Annotated in this window: 18 protein-coding genes and 1 pseudogene; 12 read left to right on the plus strand and 7 right to left on the minus strand. The window is 65.4% G+C overall.

The window, feature by feature from the left end:
- Positions 1 to 124 precede the first annotated feature (124 nt).
- Positions 125 to 859 (plus strand): GbsR/MarR family transcriptional regulator, encoded by a 735-nt coding sequence (locus LGY53_RS03375; RefSeq protein ID WP_225725135.1) that lies wholly within the window; start codon positions 125 to 127, stop codon positions 857 to 859.
- A gap of 136 nt (positions 860 to 995) precedes the next feature.
- Positions 996 to 1694, plus strand: coding sequence for a nuclear transport factor 2 family protein (locus LGY53_RS03380; RefSeq protein WP_225725136.1), 699 nt, complete (start codon positions 996 to 998; stop codon positions 1692 to 1694).
- Between the two features lie 158 nt (positions 1695 to 1852).
- Here the strand turns inward: LGY53_RS03380 and LGY53_RS03385 are convergent, their stop codons facing one another.
- Positions 1853 to 2227, minus strand: a complete 375-nt coding sequence (locus tag LGY53_RS03385; protein WP_225725137.1) for a nuclear transport factor 2 family protein — start codon at positions 2225 to 2227, stop codon at positions 1853 to 1855.
- Between the two features lie 331 nt (positions 2228 to 2558).
- Between LGY53_RS03385 and LGY53_RS03390 the strand changes: the two genes are divergently transcribed.
- From LGY53_RS03390 to LGY53_RS03400, 3 genes are all read left to right on the plus strand, one after another.
- Positions 2559 to 2915: a protein-tyrosine phosphatase family protein gene (locus tag LGY53_RS03390; protein WP_255663565.1), complete on the plus strand. Its 357-nt coding sequence runs from the start codon at positions 2559 to 2561 to the stop codon at positions 2913 to 2915.
- Positions 2916 to 3012: 97 nt separating this feature from the next.
- Positions 3013 to 3438, plus strand: a complete 426-nt coding sequence (locus LGY53_RS03395; RefSeq protein ID WP_225725139.1) for a MarR family transcriptional regulator — start codon at positions 3013 to 3015, stop codon at positions 3436 to 3438.
- Entirely contained in the window at positions 3435 to 3824 is a 390-nt protein-coding gene (locus LGY53_RS03400) for a hypothetical protein (protein ID WP_225725140.1), read from the plus strand. Before LGY53_RS03395 ends, LGY53_RS03400 begins: the two co-directional genes overlap by 4 nt.
- Before the next feature lie 39 nt (positions 3825 to 3863).
- On the opposite strand, the gene LGY53_RS03405 is transcribed toward LGY53_RS03400, so the two are convergent.
- Both LGY53_RS03405 and LGY53_RS44350 read right to left on the minus strand, forming a co-directional pair.
- On the minus strand, positions 3864 to 4340 hold the full coding sequence (locus LGY53_RS03405; protein ID WP_225725141.1) for an RNA polymerase sigma factor: 477 nt from the start codon (positions 4338 to 4340) through the stop codon (positions 3864 to 3866).
- 25 nt (positions 4341 to 4365) lie between these two features.
- Positions 4366 to 4683, minus strand: a pseudogene (locus LGY53_RS44350) (sigma-70 family RNA polymerase sigma factor); the annotation flags it as partial.
- A 99-nt stretch (positions 4684 to 4782) separates the two neighbouring features.
- Between LGY53_RS44350 and LGY53_RS03415 the strand changes: the two are divergent.
- Entirely contained in the window at positions 4783 to 5067 is a 285-nt protein-coding gene (locus LGY53_RS03415) for a hypothetical protein (protein ID WP_225725142.1), read from the plus strand.
- 395 nt (positions 5068 to 5462) lie between these two features.
- On the opposite strand, the gene LGY53_RS03420 is transcribed toward LGY53_RS03415, so the two are convergent.
- The 4 genes from LGY53_RS03420 to LGY53_RS03435 all read right to left on the minus strand — a co-directional run bounded on the left by LGY53_RS03420 (position 5463) and on the right by LGY53_RS03435 (position 10029).
- Entirely contained in the window at positions 5463 to 6098 is a 636-nt protein-coding gene (locus tag LGY53_RS03420; protein WP_225725143.1) for an AAA family ATPase, read from the minus strand.
- A gap of 586 nt (positions 6099 to 6684) precedes the next feature.
- Positions 6685 to 6972 carry a hypothetical protein gene (locus LGY53_RS03425; protein WP_225725144.1) on the minus strand — a complete coding sequence of 96 codons (288 nt, stop codon included), beginning with the start codon at positions 6970 to 6972 and terminating at the stop codon, positions 6685 to 6687.
- 992 nt (positions 6973 to 7964) lie between these two features.
- A complete protein-coding gene (gene ychF / locus LGY53_RS03430) occupies positions 7965 to 9059 on the minus strand; it encodes a redox-regulated ATPase YchF (protein WP_225725145.1) in 1095 nt (364 codons plus the stop codon).
- A 46-nt stretch (positions 9060 to 9105) separates the two neighbouring features.
- On the minus strand, positions 9106 to 10029 hold the full coding sequence (locus tag LGY53_RS03435; RefSeq protein ID WP_225725146.1) for a zinc-binding dehydrogenase: 924 nt from the start codon (positions 10027 to 10029) through the stop codon (positions 9106 to 9108).
- Between the two features lie 159 nt (positions 10030 to 10188).
- On the opposite strand from LGY53_RS03435, the gene LGY53_RS03440 reads away from it, so the two are divergent.
- The 6 genes from LGY53_RS03440 to LGY53_RS03465 all read left to right on the plus strand — a co-directional run bounded on the left by LGY53_RS03440 (position 10189) and on the right by LGY53_RS03465 (position 16753).
- Entirely contained in the window at positions 10189 to 11025 is an 837-nt protein-coding gene (locus tag LGY53_RS03440) for a helix-turn-helix domain-containing protein (RefSeq protein WP_225725147.1), read from the plus strand.
- 10 nt (positions 11026 to 11035) lie between these two features.
- The gene (locus LGY53_RS03445; RefSeq protein ID WP_225725148.1) at positions 11036 to 11449 is read left to right on the plus strand and encodes a VOC family protein; all 414 of its coding nucleotides are present in this window, start codon (positions 11036 to 11038) and stop codon (positions 11447 to 11449) included.
- A 456-nt stretch (positions 11450 to 11905) separates the two neighbouring features.
- Positions 11906 to 14236 carry a carbon starvation CstA family protein gene (locus LGY53_RS03450; RefSeq protein ID WP_225725149.1) on the plus strand — a complete coding sequence of 777 codons (2331 nt, stop codon included), beginning with the start codon at positions 11906 to 11908 and terminating at the stop codon, positions 14234 to 14236.
- A gap of 100 nt (positions 14237 to 14336) precedes the next feature.
- On the plus strand, positions 14337 to 14528 hold the full coding sequence (locus tag LGY53_RS03455; protein ID WP_225725678.1) for a YbdD/YjiX family protein: 192 nt from the start codon (positions 14337 to 14339) through the stop codon (positions 14526 to 14528).
- Between the two features lie 81 nt (positions 14529 to 14609).
- Positions 14610 to 16124 carry an Ada metal-binding domain-containing protein gene (locus LGY53_RS03460; protein ID WP_374111119.1) on the plus strand — a complete coding sequence of 505 codons (1515 nt, stop codon included), beginning with the start codon at positions 14610 to 14612 and terminating at the stop codon, positions 16122 to 16124.
- An 86-nt stretch (positions 16125 to 16210) separates the two neighbouring features.
- Complete coding sequence (locus tag LGY53_RS03465; RefSeq protein ID WP_225725151.1) at positions 16211 to 16753, plus strand: methylated-DNA--[protein]-cysteine S-methyltransferase; 543 nt, start codon at positions 16211 to 16213, stop codon at positions 16751 to 16753.

The following is a 16753-nucleotide window of genomic DNA, read 5'->3' on the forward strand; positions in this document are numbered from 1 at the left end:
GCTAAAAGCTGTTTAATTGTTGCAACGATCTTGTCTATTAATGCAAGATGATCGTCATGCTGTGTTGCACTGAACGCCCGGGAGCGGCAGACTGGCCGCGCAGACCATCTCAGGAGGCAGCGTTATGCCGGGCAGCAGGCTCACCCACCGAGACCGTCGCGCGATCGCCGAGGGGCTGGCCGCCGACCTGTCCTACACCGAGATCGCCAAACGGCTGGACCGGCCGACCTCCACGGTCACCCGCGAGGTGATGCGCAATGGCGGTCCCAACGACTACCGGCCCGACCGTGCGCAGCGCGCCGCCCAACAACGGACCAGGCGTCGCCGCAACACCACGACCGCCCCGCCGCGCACCCCGGTAGCCCAGGTACCGGGACGCGACCCCGAGGCCGTCGAGGAATTCACCGCGCGATTGACCGAGCTGCTGACAGACACCGGTATGCCCCGGATGACGGCGGCCGTGCTGTCCTGCTTGTACACCTCCGATACCGGCAGCCTCTCCAGCGCCGAGCTGGTGGACAGGCTGCGCGTCAGTCCGGCCTCGATCTCCAAGGCCGTCGGCTATCTGGAGAATCAGGAACTCATCGGTCGCGCGCGTGATGCCGGGCGCCGCGACCGTTACATCATCGATGACGATGTCTGGGTCCGAGCCACACTCGCCAGCGCCCGAATGAACGAGGTTCTGGCCGACGCCGCTCGCGACGGTGTCGACGTGCTCGGCGCGGCGACACCGGCCGGGGCGCGGCTACGCGACATGGGGAACTTCCTGAATCAGGTTTGCCAGGACCTCACCCGCACCGCCGAACAGTGGCGCCACGCCGCCGGAAGCCCGGCCGACAACCTGGAACGAAACACCTGACTCCGGCAGCTGGCAGCAATCTGCCCAACCGGCCACGCCGTCAGCGTTCGCCGTCGGCTACGCACGAATGCTCTGCCCATGCCGCTGGGCGGGCGTTCTGCACAGCGAAATCCGCTGCTACACAGGGCATCCCATAATGCCGATTTCAGGCTGTCGTACTACAGCTGAAAGGACAACCGTTATGGGAATGTTTTTCCGCATGCCGGGCAGCCTCCCTCCGGACTCCCGCTGGGAAGGGATCCGATACATCTCCGACGGAAAGTATGTCGCTGTCCAGTCTCGGTTCGCCGGCAGCTATCCGCCGTTTGGCGGAATGACCGCGCCGTTCGTCTGGCTCGACCTTTTCCGCATCGAGAATGGGAAGTTCGTCGAGCACTGGGACGCGTTGTGCTCCGAGGTCACCTCCACCATGAGTGGTCACGGCCAACTCGACGGGCCGACACAGGTGATGCACCCACAGCAGGGTGAACGAAGCAAAGCCGTAGTGGACAGGTTCATCCGCACGGTACTGATCGATGGTCACGACGACCGGCTCGGCGAATTCTTCGACGGTGAACGCTACATCGAGCACGATCCGATGAGCGGTGATGGGGTGACAGGATTGCTGTCTACCCGGAATCAGCTCGCCCAGAGAGGGATTCGGGTCGAGTACACCGAGCTGCACCGCCTGATCGCCGACGGCGAGTTCGTGCTCGCGCAAAGCGAGGGCCGCTACGGCGACAAACCGTACGCGTTCTACGACATCTTCCGGGTCGAGGGCGACAAACTGGCCGAACACTGGGACATCCCGATGCAACAACCCGCCACCCTGGCCCACACCAACGGACTGTTCTGACCGGTTCGACCAAACAGTTCCTTCCGCGAACGGCGGCGTCGAATAATGCCGCCGAGAGAGCGGTTCGGAACGGCTATGCGGCACACGCGAAAGATCAACGCGCCGTGATCATCTCGGTGTCGCCAACGCACCGTGTTGGCGATGAGCGGATATTTGTTCTACGACACGGTGGGATCGACGTCCATGAATTGGTAATCGGTCACGATCGCGCCGGCAGCATCGACGACGATGAATTCCGTCCCCACGGCCAGGATCTCACCGCCGCCGGCCGGGACCATATGCCACGTGATCCGCACGGCATCGTGGTTGGTTTGATAGGTGTGCACGGTGAATTCGAAGCCTTTCGCGACGAAGTCGTCATGAGCCTCGGTGATTGCCGCGGCAATCCGTTCATGGCCGCGGTATTCCACCGAGGCGTTGGCGTAGTGACCGTCCGGCTCCCACAATTCCCGGATCTGTTTCGACCGAAGCTGGGGATCCGTCTCGTTCCAGACAGCGGTGTAGCGATCAATGAAATCAGCAATCGTGCTCATATATAACCCTTCTCGGTTCCGGGCACCCAGATCCGGTCGCGAATCCCGGTACGTCACACGAACTTTCGACCCAATCCACTTTTGCAGGCGGCCAATCGCGTGTCGATTACCCGGCAGGTAAGGACGGCCGGGATGTGTCAGTTCATGACCATTCATGTTGTCGCGCAGGCAATTCCGACCTTCAGCCCTCGGGAGCCGAGTATTCGAAGATCGATAGCGAGGTAACGGAGTCTACGGTGTACCCGTGACCACCGAATGGGATTCTTCGACACCCGGCCTGCTCGCGCTGCCCTCCGGCCGATTGATCCGCGGTCGAGCGCTTCGTCGGCCGATGCCCAGCGGCCCCGCGCCCGACTTCGGGGTGTATTTACTCGGGAAACAACCTCCGGTCGTCGCATGGTCCAGCAGGTGGATCCGGTGGCCCGACTTCTGGCTGCCGTCGGATCCGACCGACGCCCGCCACGCACTCCAGGAAGCATGGAAACGAGCCGAGGGTGCGCGAGTCGAAGTGGCTTGTAACGGTGGCCAGGGTCGAACCGGCACGGCACTTGCCTGTATCGCGGTGCTCGACGGCGTCCCCGCGAGCGAGGCGGTCAGCTACGTCCGCACGCACTACTCGCGACATGCCGTCGAAACACCCTGGCAACGCCGCTTCGTCCGCCGCTTCGCAGCACCAGCCGACCGTTGATCAGTCGATCCCTTACCGACACCACCACGCAGGACCGCTGCCGGAGCCGGATCGCCGCGCACCGGCGAGATACTACGGATTCGGATAACCTGAATCAGTGCAATACGAATCCGTAGTATCTGAACCGCTGCTGCTGACGCTGCAGCGAGCGACCCATGCGACCCTGCAAGAGTTGGCCGCGGCGACGGTCGACCTCGACTTGACCGACTCCGAAGCCAACGCCTTGGCCAACCTTGCCGACGGTCGAGGCCGCACCGTATCCGAGCTCGGCGCGGCCATCGGCATTCGCCCCACGACGCTCACCGGGGTACTCGACCGTCTGGAGCGCAAGAACTACCTCACCCGCGGCGCCCGTCGAGGTGACCGGCGCGCGGTGCTGATCGAGCTCACCCCGAGCGGAAAAACGGCTGCCGAAACGGTTCGACAGGCGATGGTCGAGCTGGAAACCCGGTTGCTCGAAGGTCTTTCGGCACGAGCGATCGGTGACGCGCGGCGAGTGCTGGAAGCGCTGGCGACCTCATGACCGCGTTCGACGATCTGATGACCGAGGTGATGGCCACGGCCGAGCACTTCGGCCACCGCGAACACGTGCACGTCACCTGGCTTGCCATCCGACGGTTCGGGCTTCCCGCCACGATTTCGATGGTCGACAGTGGCCTCCGGAGCACGGCTCGATACGCCGGAGTGCCACAGAAATACAACGCCACCATCAGCCGGGCATGGGTCGTCCTGGTCGCTCATCACCTCCAGCAGACCCCGACCGATGATTTCGGCGAATTCATCGGCCAGCATCCCGAACTGCTCGACAAACGCCTGCTCATGCGGTTCTATCTGCCCTCAACCCTGGCAAGCACCGCCGCGCGCGATGGCTGGGTCGAACCAGACCGGACCCGCCTTCCCGCTATATGAATTGCCCGAGGAACTCCCGAAAATGTGGACAAGGTTGTCCTATTCATAGGCGTTGCGCAGTGCGGTTTGGGCTCGCTCGACGAGTTTTTTAGCGGTGTGATCGGAAATGCCGAGCATCCGGCCGATCTCACGCCACGAACGTTCGGGACCGCCATCCAGACCGAACCGAAGTATCAGCGCTGCCGCCTGCGGTTCCTCCAGTCTGGCCAGCACCGCGGCGATCAACTCCAGCAGTGAATGCGTCACAGCGCTGTCCTCCGGCTGCGGAAACACCGTGCCCGGAATGGCCGCCGCCGCGGAATCGACATCGTCTGCGCTCGGGTCGGTGGCGGCGAGCTGTCGGTACAGGCCCAACGCCACCGCTGGGGACATGCCCAGCACGGCCGCCGTCACCGACACGTTGCCGAAGCGGTCGGCGAGCACCTGCCGTAACGCCACGGCCCGCCCGGTCAGGTCCGGCGGGATCACCGAGGGGAACTCTTGTTCGGCGATCGTCCGCTGAATCTCCTTGCGCACCCAATGCTGGGCGGTAGGCGCCGAACGGCACTCCCCGGGCCGGGTCGTAGCGATCGGACGCCACCAGCAGCCCCACCAGCCCGGCCTGCAACAGATCATCGCGTTGCATCCGCCAGACCCGATACCGTCCCGCTTCCCGCCGCACCAGCGGCAGGTATCGCAGGATCTGCTGCTCACGATCAGCGCCCACCTTGTACCTCCTGGAGGTGGGATACCGGTCACCCGCCGGTTCGCGAATGCCAGCGGTATCGGTATCTGCTCCGGTGAAGGAGGAAACGATATGAACGTGAACACTATTGAATGGAACCGGATCGAAATCGCGCCGTATGGCTGCGCTGTTCACCTTCCGGCGGGCTGGGAAACATTGCCGCCTGTCCCCTCCAATGGCCCGGAGATCCTGCGAGCCACCGGAGGTCCCGGCCGCCAGCTCATCGTCTTCAAGATGCGTACAGGTAGTAGCTCCACCGAACAGGTCGCGAGCGCAGTTGTCGAAAAGCTGAGCAGCCTCGGCTACGAAGACTTCGCCACCGACCAGGTTCGTTTCGCCGGACAGCAGGGAACCCGACTGGAATTCGTCTACCGAGGAGGTGACCGACCCGACCGCCGCTCACGCGAATACTTCGCCCTCCGCGGCCCGGTCGCGTTCTGCCTCGGCGTGGGTAGCTACGACTGGGACACAGACGAACCCGTCCTCGACGCGATCGCCACCCGCTTCGAACTGACCTAATCGTTACGGCCAGGCTGCGTTAACGCCCCGTCATGCCGCCGCGCGTTGGTCAAACCGCCCAAATCGGTTGGGCGGCAAGGTCTTCTACCGCACTCATATGCCCCACCCAGACACGGATGGGGCTCGGCAGACGAATTCCTATACATTGAAGCGGAATTCGACCCCCTTGACCTCTGACTGGAGACGTGCATCGCAAGTAACTTACCGAGGCCCCGCGCCGACCGAGGTGGTAGTGACACCCACTGCCGCACAACAGCTTCGGGCAACTCGGCTACGAGAGTAATGCGACCCGATCCAGGCCGAGTCAGGTTCCGAACCCGAATAACCTCTGGTGCTGCGCGCTGCGCCAGCGCTCCTGACGAACGAACCATAATGCCGAATGCCGTGCATCTAGATCAGACGCGAGTGTGACGTAGTGTCACTGCCATTCGCCTAAGTCTGCCTCGAAATCGGCTGTCAGCATTAGGGGCCAGTGTTAGGCCGACGCTGTCTGCGATGCGGTCGACCACCATTGCAACGGTTTTGGTATCGGTCCAGATTTGCTCGCCGAACTGTGGTTTGGCCAACTGTTCAAGGCAATGATCGAGTTTGTCCACGGCGAATTGTTCTCGGCGCAGCAGCAGATCTTCCTGGCCGACAACTCGCAGCACAGGCGCGAGGCCGAACCCGCGATCACGCAGTCTGTCCAGCACGGTTTCCCGCTCGGCAAGCAAGGCGAAGTGACGCACATCGTGTCCTGTCTCGCGCAGCCGCCCGACCGTTTCTGCGAAGTACTGGGGTTCGACGACAGTCATCGGCGCTATGACCGGCCCGTTGTGCTTGGCCAATACCAGGTCAAGGATCTCGTATACGCCGTGGCGCCAGCTGGCATGGTCTTGGAAATCGCCACGCAACGGCGCGGGCAGCATCCGATGCAGGCCGAATCCGACTTGCTCCGGGTCACAGATCACACTGCCGGGTAATCGCCGGTGCAGCTCGTGGGCGGTCTGGGTCTTGCCTCCACCGAATGGGCCATTGATCCACAGCAGCATGACCACGACACTACCGCCTGCGTGCGGATTGCCTTGGCGCCCAGAGGGTTCAGCGGCGAGCGAAGGTTTGCTGGAGACTCCACCTAGTGCCCTCCGCGTGCTACGGCACAACGGCACACTAACCGGTCCAAACATCCGCAACTGCCGCATGGCGCGCGGTTGGTGTCAGTGGCCGCCCTGGAGCTGAGCAATGAACTCAGCCCCTGTCCGATTGGACAGGGGCTCCAGATCTCTGCGCCGCGACAACCTAGCGCTGAGCTGTTATTTGTTCTTCGACGGTGAGGCTAACCCGCTACGGAATTCGACCACGGTGGAGTCGAATATCTGCACGCCGAACGCCCTGTTCACCCTTCGACTCGCGTTCCGGAACCGAATAACCTCTGCTCTGTATCCGCGGCCGGTCCCATCTCCGCTGGCGCTTGCTCGGCTGGCCCCAGTGAGAGGCGCAGGCAAACTCCCCATCGGGCTAGACGAGATCGCCACTCTCACCCGCAGCCACCTCGGTCATAGACCACTGAACCAGCCATGCTGACCGCGCGCTCATGCCACGTTCCGGGCGTTCGAGTAGCACAGTCCTGGCGGGTGGTCATCGCCGCAGCAGTCCGGATATCCTGCGGGCCATCTGTGGCATGCCCATTTCGCGCAGGCGATCGATCAGCCTCTCGTCTGCGCGGGATATTCTGTGGACCACCTCTGGCATGCCCACCTCACGTAGGGTGTCGAACAGCCCTTCGTCACGATCCACGGTGGATATCCTGAAGGCGACTTCTGGCATGCCGACCTCGCGCAGCTTGTCGATCAACTCCTCATCGGTCAGCCCGTCCTCGACCAGCAGCACCTCGATCTCGGCCAGCTTCGCTGGATCCGCCGTCATCGGATTCGTCTCCCTCGCTCGGATCTGCGACCCCGCCGCAACAGGTTACGGGATTTCGTCGACAGGAACCGAGCTCTACTACGACGCGTCTGGGCTCTGCTCGACAAAACGCAGAACACGGCCGAGCAGATGAGCGAACCGAGCCATGGAAAACAATCGACACCCGTACCATTTCCGCGTCGCTTACCGCACTCGGTCGACTGTGACCTCTCCAACACCCTTCCCCGCTACCGCGTGGCCGGCCCGAAGCAGCCGCACAGAATGTCCGAGGATCAACGCACCAAACGCATCTCGACATTCCCAACGCGCCATAATGTCACATAACGATCGTTGGACAATCATCAAAATCGGTTGGGCGACAAGGTCTTTCAAAGCCAGGTAGCCGATTACGTGGCCCCGCGCGATCCTCCTGGCCTTACCCCGGCTACCACTCGACCGACGTCCGCCGCCGCTGGAGCGCGGGCTGCCCAAGTCAGCCGCGCATCTGGCGCCGCCATTTTGGCAGGATTCGTTCGATCGAGCGCGACATAACATTCGATCCAGATTTGGCTACCGAAGGGTGGCTACTGGTTCGGGTGCGGCTCGGCGGGAGTGGGCGGCTGCGCAGGAGTCGACCGCCGGCCGATCCGTATGGCGATGAGCACAATGCCGGTGCCGATGACGACCGGGACCAACAAAATCAACCAGTGAAGTAGCACCCAGCTCATCTGGCAGTTCTATCACGTCCGTTGACCAGCCGCGACCGCGTAAGCACCAGCTACGCGAGTCAGGTCTGCTCGCTGAAGATCTCGACAGAGGTCTCGACCAAACGCACTTTCTATGCCGCCGGGCAGGCGTTGATCAGCCAGCCGAACTTATTCCAGATTGGTTGAGCGGCAGGGCTTTCCAATGCACACTCAGGCAGCTGACACGTCCCCATAAGCTTCTGCGACCCCGAGAGAGGCGCATAGACCGTCAGCAGAATCTCTACCAGCAGCGATACGCGCGCTGCCCTACTTCTTCGCAGAGGCTAATCCGCTACGAAATTCGACTACGTCGCCATCCGCCATGACGTAATCCTTGCCCTCCATGCGCACCTTGCCCGCGGCTTTGGCGGCGGACATGGAGCCTGCGGCGACGAGGTCGTCGAAGGCGACGATTTCGGCTTTGATGAAGCCGCGTTCGAAGTCGGAGTGGATGACGCCCGCGGCTTTGGGTGCGGTGTCGCCCTGGTGAATTGTCCAGGCGCGGGCCTCTTTCGGGCCCGCGGTGAGGTAGGTCTGCAGGCCGAGGGTGTGGAAACCGGCGCGGGCGAGCGCATGCAGGCCGGGTTCGGCCTGGCCGATGGATTCCAGGAGCTCGGCGGCGGATTCGGCGTCCAACTCGAGCAGTTCGGCCTCCACCTTGGCATCGAGGAAGACCGAATCCGCCGGGGCCACACTGGCTTTCAGTTCGGCGACCTTCGCCTCGTCGGACAGCACCGATTCGTCGGCGTTGAAGACGTACAGGAACGGTTTGGTGGTGAGCAGCGAAAGTTCTTTCAGCAGTTCACCATCCACCTGATCGCGGGCGGCGAAGAGCGTTTTGCCGCCGTTCAGGATCTCCTGCGCGGCCTTGGCGGCGTCGGCGACCGGCTTGCGGTCCTTCTTGACCTTCGCCTCCTTCTCCAACCGCACGACCGCCTTCTCCAGGGTCTGCAGGTCGGCGAGGATCAGCTCGGTCTCGATCACCTCGATGTCGGCGGCCGGGTCGACCCGGCCGTCGACGTGGATCACGTCACCGTCGGCGAAAACCCGCACCACCTGACAGATGGCGTCGGCCTCGCGGATGTTGGCGAGGAATTTGTTGCCGAGGCCCGCGCCCTCGGACGCGCCCTTCACGATGCCCGCGATATCGACGAAGGACACCGTGGCGGGCACGATCCGCTCGGAACCGAAGATCTCGGCCAGCTTGTCCAGCCGCGGATCGGGCAGCGGGACCACGCCGACGTTCGGCTCGATGGTCGCGAACGGGTAGTTCGCGGCCAGCACGTCGTTTTTGGTCAGCGCGTTGAACAGCGTCGACTTTCCGACGTTGGGCAGGCCGACGATTCCGAGGGTCAGACTCACGAGAAGGAGAGTCTACGCGGCGCACCCGATCGCCCGACCAGCGCACTCAGGGAATGAGCACAACCTTGCCCAGGTTGCCGCGCGACTCGATCACCTCGTGCGCCTTCGCCGCATCCGTCAAAGCGAATTCGGCGTGCACCGCGGGCTTCAGCTGCCGCGCGGCATAGAACTGCCAGAGTTCCTGCCGCCACTGCTCGTACAGCGCGGGCTGTCCCGTCGCGATCCGCGCCATCTGGAAACCGATCGCCGATTTGCCGCCCACCAGCAGGTCGTATGCCTGGATGACGCCGCCGCCCGAGCTGTATGCGACGAGCCGTCCGCCGGGCGCCAGCGCCGCGAGCACCGGGCCGAGCAGTTCGCCGCCGACCGCGTCGAGCGCGTAATCCGATGGCGTCCCCCACGATTCCTGCTGGTATTCGACCACTTCGTCGGCGCCCAGTCCGCGCGCGAAGTCGGCCTTGCTCATATCCGAGACGGCCGCGACGACCCGCCCGGCCCCGCGGATCCGAGCCAGCTGCAGCGCGAGATGCCCGACACCGCTGGCGGCGGCGGTGACCAGCGCGGACTCACCGTCCTTCGGATTCGCCGCCTCCAAGGCGCCGCGCGCGACCAGTCCGCTGCGCACCAGCGCGACCGCGTCCACCGCCGAGGCGCCGTCCGGGATCGGCGAGGCCATGGCCTCGCCGAGCAGGGCGTAATCGGCATAACCGTGCCCGAAGACCAGTCCGGTGACCCGATATCCGGGCGCGTATTTCGTGACGCCCTCACCGACCGCGACGATCTCACCGGCGACCTCACCGCCGAGCGCGATCGGCTCGCGCTGTTCGCGCACCTTCCGCACCACCGGCAGGGTCACCCCGATCGCCTCGACCCGGATCAGGAGTTCACCCGGCCCCGGCGTCGGCACCTCCACCGAGACCAACTCCAGCACCTCGGGACCGCCGCTGCGCTCGTACTGAACCCGCCGCATCACACCTCCAAAAACCATGCGAAGGCGTAACGGTAACGCGCGCAACGACATCGCCCGGCATCCGCGACGACCCGAGTGGGATACCTCACCACCCGGTTTAACCAGCGGCAACCCGGTGATCCGGTTGCGGGCGCCGCGTGAGGGCGTAGCGTTGCCGCCATGGCGCCGACCTCGGAAACGGTGTTCGCCGCGCCCGCACCCGCACTCGCCGGGTTCATCGACCGCTACGGCGGCTACCGGATGACCGGATTCGCCGCGGGGCTGCATCGCGGGCTGCCGTCGCCGCATATGACCTTCATCGTGTCGATCGGACCGACCATCGACGTCGTCGCGCAGACGAAACCGGATCGATCGCCGGACGACTACCGGTGCGTGCTCGGCGGCTTGCAGGCCTCGGCCGCCACCATCGCGCACACCGGGCATCAGGAGGGGGTGACGATCTCGCTGACGCCGCTGGGCTGCCGGACGCTGTTCGGTCTGCCCGCGAGCGAACTGTGGGAGACCTCGATGGAGTGTTCCGATATCGCGGGCCCGATCGGCATGCGGCTGTGGGAGGAGTTGCAGGGGACGACGAGCTGGGCGCAACGCTTCGCCGTCTGCGATCGCGTGCTGACCGCACTCGCCGATCCGGACCGGATCGTCACGCCGGAGCTCACCTGGGCGTGGCGCAGCGTCGTGCGCACCGGCGGCGCGGCGACCGTCACCCAGCTCGCCGACGAAATCGGTTGGAGCCGACAGCATCTCACGCGCCGGTTCGCCGCAGAATTCGGCCTCGGGCCCAAACTGGCCGCGCGGATCACCCGCTTCGACAGGGCGCGGCGGATGATCCAGCGGGTGCCGCCCTATGTCAGCATCGCCGAGGTCGCCGCCAGCTGCGGCTACTACGACCAGGCCCATCTGAACCGGGATTTCGCCGATCTGGTCGGCTGCTCCCCGACCGCCTGGCTGGCCGGGGAGATTCCATCCGTCCAAGACGCGCCGGGTTGGCTCGATTGATGCTTGGCGCATGACGAATCGAACGACAACGCCGCGCACCGCCGTCTGGCCGTGCCTGGCCTTCCGCGACGCCCATGCCATGGTCGAATACCTGGTCAAGGCATTCGGTTTCGAACAAGCCGGGCTGTACACCCGCGAGGACGATCCGTCGATCGTCGAGCACGGCGAGCTGCGCTGGCCGCTCGGCGGCGGCATCATGTTCGCCTCGACGAACCGGGCGGGCACCCCGTTCTGCCGGACCGAGGCGGGCACCGACAACGTCTATGTCGTCTGCGACGACCCGGATGCGCTGTTCGAGCGGGCCACCGCGGTCGGCGTGGAGATCGTGCGCGGACTGCGCGACGAGGATTACGGCTCGCGCGGGTTCAGCGTGCGCGATCCGGAGGGCAACCTCTGGAGTTTCGGCACCTACGCGGGCGAGTGACCACCGGGGCGGTCCGGGACCGCCCCGTAATCCCCTGTCCCCCTTGCTCTCTCGAAACGCGGCTCTGGACACACGAACGGTCGTGCGTTTGAATTGACGAATAGACAACAGGGGTCCGGCACCGCGCCGGTCGGTGGCGAGAATTGACACCGACCGGAACCGGCATGGCAGCATACGGATGGCAACACACGATGCGAGCGAACACGCGACCTCGCAGCAGCGGATGCCGGGGCCGAGAACAACGGTCGCCGGATCCCCGCAGGCGGGCCACCCGTACCCGCATCCGAAACCGGCCCGTGCCCAGGGCGGCCCGCTCGTAGGAAACGACAAGCGTGGCGCCGCAATACGGATTCGCAATGTTCAGACTTCACTAAGTCCGACATATCCGGCCCCCCGTTCGGATACGTTGTCAACGTTTAAGCAACACCAGTTCGATTTCCCGGGAGAGTAGTTCGCATGGCGACCATCGAATACCTCCGAACAGATCCCGACCTACCTCCCGTTGGTGTCGTGGACCGTTCGACCCTTACGCCGGCCAAGAAGGGCATCTTCCTCGCAATCGGCGTTATCGGCGCCATCGCGTGGGCCGTGCTGGCGATCGCCAGGGGCGAAAACGTCAACGCGGTATGGATCGTGGTCGCGGCGATCTGCACCTATGTGCTCGCCTACCAGTTCTACGCCCGGATCATCGAATACCGGATCACCAAGCCGCGCGACGATATCGCCACTCCCGCAGAGGAACTGGAGAACGGCAAGGACTACATGCCGATGGACCGGCGGGTCCTGTTCGGCCACCACTTCGCCGCCATCGCGGGCGCGGGCCCGCTCGTCGGACCCGTGCTCGCCGCGCAGATGGGTTACCTGCCCGGCACCATCTGGATCATCGTCGGCGTGGTGCTCGCGGGCGCGGTCCAGGACTACCTCGTGCTCTGGGCATCCAGCCGACGCCGCGGCCGCTCGCTCGGGCAGATGGCCCGCGAGGAACTCGGCGTTGTCGGCGGCGCGGCCGCGATCATCGCGGTGCTGGTGATCATGATGATCCTGCTCGCGGTGCTCGGCATCGTCGTGGTGAACGCGCTGGCCGCGACCAAGGGCGCCGACGGGCAGTTGCACGGCGGCAGCCCGTGGGGTGTCTACTCGATCTCGATGACCGTGCCCATCGCGCTGCTCATGGGTTTGTATCTGCGGTTCTTCCGGCCCGGCAAGGTCGGCGAGGTCTCGCTCATCGGCTTCGTCCTGCTGCTGTTCGCCATCATCTCCGGCAGCTGGGTCGCCGGATCCGGCTGGGGCCGTGACCTTTTCACGCTGTCCGGCACCACCATCGCCTGGATGCTGATCATCTACGGCTTCGTCGCATCGGTGCTGCCGGTGTGGCTGCTGCTGGCCCCGCGCGACTACCTGTCGACCTTCATGAAGATCGGCACCATCACCCTGCTCGCCGTCGGCGTGCTGATCACCATGCCGGTGTTGAAGGCGCCCGCGGTGTCGCAGTTCGCGGGCAACAGCAACGGACCGTCCTTCGCGGGCAGCCTGTTCCCCTTCCTGTTCATCACCATCGCCTGCGGTGCGCTGTCGGGCTTCCACGCGCTCGTCTCCTCCGGCACCACACCCAAACTGCTCGAAAAGCAGTCGCAGGCCAGGATGATCGGCTACGGCGGCATGCTCATGGAATCGTTCGTCGCGGTGATGGCGATGATCGCGGCCAGCGTCATCGATCAGCACCTGTACTTCGCGATGAACACCGCGGGCCTGGCCGGCAGCACCACCGACGCGGCGGCCGCCAAGATCAACGCGATGGGATTGGGCGGTGACCCGACCACCGGCGCCTATCTGACCGCGCAGGCGCAGGCCGTCGACGAACCGTCGCTGCTGGGCAGGGCAGGCGGCGCGCCGACGCTGGCCGTCGGCATGGCCCAGGTGCTGCAGGGATTCCTCGGCGGATCGACGCTGAAGGCATTCTGGTACCACTTCGCGATCATGTTCGAGGCGCTGTTCATCCTCACCACCATCGACGCGGGCACCCGCGTCGCCCGATTCATGCTCTCGGATTCGCTGGGCAACCTCGGCGGCGCGGCCAAGAAATTCAAGGATCCGTCGTGGCGTCCCGGCGCCTGGCTGTGCTCGGCAATCGTTGTGGCGCTTTGGGGTTCGGTGCTGCTGATGGGCGTCACCGATCCGCTCGGCGGCATCTACACGCTCTACCCGCTGTTCGGTATCGCGAATCAGCTGCTGGCCGCGATCGCGCTGACCGTCGTCATGGTCATCATCGTGAAGAAGGGCCTGGTGAAATGGGCTTGGATTCCAGCGATTCCGCTGTTCTGGGATCTGCTCGTGACGATGACCGCCTCGTGGCAGAAGATCTTCTCCGGCGATCCGAAGATCGGCTACTGGACGCTGCACTCCCAGACCATCGACAAGCGCGAGGCGTTCATCGCGGCCAAGGACGCGGGCAAAATCCTCGCGCCCGCAAAGGATCTGGCCGGGATGAACCAGCAGATCTCGGATATGGGCAAGATCATCCGCAACACCTATATCCAGGGCACGCTCTCGATCATCTTCGCGGTGCTGGTGCTGATCGTCGCGATCGTCGGCGTCCTCGTCTCACTGCGGGCCTGGCGGTCGGGCGGCGGCACCACCACCGAAACGCCGGAGGTGCCATCGAAGATCTTCGGGCCGAGGGGATTCCTCGCCTCCCCGGCCGAGAAGGAAGTGCAGAAGCAGTGGGATGAGCTGGTCGCCGCGGGCAAGATCCGCGCGCCCGGCGCGGCACATGCGCACGCGGGATAGGCATCGCATCGTGCAAGGATTCCGTGGAACGCGGCGGCCCGGCGACGGGTCGGCCGAATCCCTTGTGCCACAGGGCGGTCGGTCTGCTGGACCGGCCGCCCTGCGGCGTTTCGGTGCGGCCGCGCGCGGGCTGCTGTGGTGGTTCAACGGGATCCTCGGCGGCCAGGACTACCAGCGCTACGTCGCGCATCTGCGCAGGCAGCATCCCGGCTGCCCGGTACCGACGGAGCGCGAATACTGGCGGACCAGACATGCCGACGCCGACCGCAATCCCACCAATCGCTGCTGCTGATGGGGCACCCAACGGACAACGTGGGGGAACATGTCGGATTTCCGCTAGCGCAGCGGGCGAGCAGCTGACATTGTGGTGAGCGTGGCTATCACGGCTTTGGATTTCGAGCGCTGCTACCGGGCGGTCTCCACCCGGGACTCGCGCTTCGACGGACAGTTCTTCACCGCAGTGCGGACAACTGGAATCTATTGCCGCCCTTCGTGTCCGGCGATCACACCGAAACGCGCCAACGTCACCTTCCTACCCACCGCCGCCGCGGCGCAGCAGGCGGGTTACCGGGCCTGCCGCCGCTGCCTGCCCGATGCCGCACCCGGTTCCCCGCTCTGGAACACCCGCGCCGATCTGGCCGCGCGCGCCATGCGGCTGATCGGCGACGGCGTCATCGAGCGGGGCGGCGTGCCCGCGCTGGCCGCCAAGCTCGGCTACTCCCAACGCCAGCTGACCAGGGTGCTCACCACCGAACTCGGCGCGGGCCCTTTGGCTTTGGCGCGGGCACACCGGGCGCACACCGCGCGGCTGCTCATCCAGACCACGGCGATGCCGATGTCGGATATCGCATTCGCGGCGGGTTTCGCCAGCATCCGGCAGTTCAACGACACCGTGCGCGAGGTGTTCGCGGTGAGCCCGACCACCATGCGCACCGAGGCACTGCGCAGCAACGGCCGCAACCCCGGGCCCGTGCCCGCGCCGAACGGCACACTGACGCTTCGCCTTCCGTACCGGGAGCCGCTGGACCGATCCTGGCTGGAGTGGTTCCTCTCCTCACATGTGGTGCCGGGCGTCGAGGTATGGGAGGACCACACCTACACCAGGAATCTGCGCACCCCGCACGGGCATGCGACGGCGCGGCTCGGCTTCCAGCGCGACCATGTGCGCGCCGAACTCGCATTGCACGATATGCGGGATCTGGCGCCGACCGTGACGCGGCTGCGGCACCTGCTGGATCTCGACGCCGACCCGATCGGCATCGACGAGGCGCTCGGCGCCACCGGACAACGGCCCGCCGACGAAAACCGGCGCACCGCATACGGGTTCACCCCAGGCATTCGAGTGCCCGGTTGCCTGGACGGGCCGGAGTTGTTGCTGCGCACCATGATCGGCCAGCAGATCTCCATCGCCGCCGCGGCGACGCACACCGCGCGCCTGGCCGAGGCGCTCGGCGAATGCGTCGACGGCCCCGCGCCGCTGCTGTTCCCGACACCGGAGGCGATCGCCGAACGCGGCGGCGAGATCTTGACCGGACCGGCCCGCCGCGTCCGCTCCATCGTCGGCGCGGCCGAGGCGCTGGCCACCGGTGAGCTGGTGCTGCATTCCGGCCGCACCGCAACGGATCTGCGGCGGGATCTGCTCGCACTGGACGGGGTCGGGCCGTGGACCGCCGACTACGTCACCATGCGACTGCTCGCCGATCCCGATGTGCTGCTCAGCACCGATCTCGTGGTGCGCCAAGGGGCGACGCTGCTCGGCATCGACCTCACCGACACCAGCCGCTGGGCGCCGTGGCGGTCGTATCTCTCGATGCACATGTGGAAGGCGGCGCTGAACGGACGCGCCAACGCGCCGAAGGCGATGGCGGAGACCGTAATGCCCGTCTGACCGTCGGACAACGACTTTCACCGGATACGACGTGTCCGGCACCCGACGCCGCCTCGCGCGGCCCCCGTGCGAAAGGACGATAGACCATGACCGAGAAGACAATCGGATCCCGATCCGGCCGAATATCCACGCGCACCGCCGATTTCGCGACCGTCCAAACACCGATCGGGCCGTTCACCGCGATCGTCGACGACGAGGGCGCGGTGCTCGGATCCGGCTGGACCGCCGATCCGGAGGACCTGCGGACGGTGATCCATCCGGCCCTGCGCCCGAGCCAACTGCGGCAACGGGATTCGCTCGGCGCGGTCACCACGGCGATCGTCGATTACCACCGCGGCGGGCTCACCGCGATCGACGAGATCCCGGTGCGGCAGCGATCCGGCGAATTCCTGGAGCACGCGTGGGAGGTGCTGCGCAAGGTGCCCGCCGGAAGTCCGGTCACCTACACCGAATTCGCGGCGATCTCCGGTCGGCCGGATGCGACGCGGGCGGCGGCGAACGCGTGTGCGCGCAATGCCGCCGCCCTGTTCGTGCCGTGCCATCGGGTGTTCCGGATCGGCGGCGCGCTCGGCGGTTTCCGGTGGGGCCTGCCGGTCAAACGCTGGCTGCTCGACCACGAAGAACACTGA

This window comes from Nocardia sp. JCM 34519.1, assembly GCF_020361265.1.
Lineage (GTDB): Bacteria > Actinomycetota > Actinomycetes > Mycobacteriales > Mycobacteriaceae > Nocardia > Nocardia arthritidis_A.

Bases quoted from the DNA above. Each gene is read 5' to 3' on its own strand.
- LGY53_RS03375 (WP_225725135.1), top strand. From the start codon at position 125: ATGCCGGGCAGCAGGCTCACCCACCGAGACCGTCGCGCGATCGCCGAG.
- LGY53_RS03380 (WP_225725136.1), top strand. From the start codon at position 996: ATGCCGATTTCAGGCTGTCGTACTACAGCTGAAAGGACAACCGTTATG.
- LGY53_RS03385 (WP_225725137.1), bottom strand. From the start codon at position 2,227: ATGAGCACGATTGCTGATTTCATTGATCGCTACACCGCTGTCTGGAAC.
- LGY53_RS03390 (WP_255663565.1), top strand. From the start codon at position 2,559: ATGCCCAGCGGCCCCGCGCCCGACTTCGGGGTGTATTTACTCGGGAAA.
- LGY53_RS03400 (WP_225725140.1), top strand. From the start codon at position 3,435: ATGACCGCGTTCGACGATCTGATGACCGAGGTGATGGCCACGGCCGAG.
- LGY53_RS03415 (WP_225725142.1), top strand. From the start codon at position 4,783: ATGCGTACAGGTAGTAGCTCCACCGAACAGGTCGCGAGCGCAGTTGTC.
- LGY53_RS03420 (WP_225725143.1), bottom strand. From the start codon at position 6,098: ATGCTGCTGTGGATCAATGGCCCATTCGGTGGAGGCAAGACCCAGACC.
- LGY53_RS03425 (WP_225725144.1), bottom strand. From the start codon at position 6,972: ATGACGGCGGATCCAGCGAAGCTGGCCGAGATCGAGGTGCTGCTGGTC.
- LGY53_RS03435 (WP_225725146.1), bottom strand. From the start codon at position 10,029: ATGCGGCGGGTTCAGTACGAGCGCAGCGGCGGTCCCGAGGTGCTGGAG.
- LGY53_RS03440 (WP_225725147.1), top strand. From the start codon at position 10,189: ATGGCGCCGACCTCGGAAACGGTGTTCGCCGCGCCCGCACCCGCACTC.
- LGY53_RS03445 (WP_225725148.1), top strand. From the start codon at position 11,036: ATGACGAATCGAACGACAACGCCGCGCACCGCCGTCTGGCCGTGCCTG.
- LGY53_RS03450 (WP_225725149.1), top strand. From the start codon at position 11,906: ATGGCGACCATCGAATACCTCCGAACAGATCCCGACCTACCTCCCGTT.
- LGY53_RS03465 (WP_225725151.1), top strand. From the start codon at position 16,211: ATGACCGAGAAGACAATCGGATCCCGATCCGGCCGAATATCCACGCGC.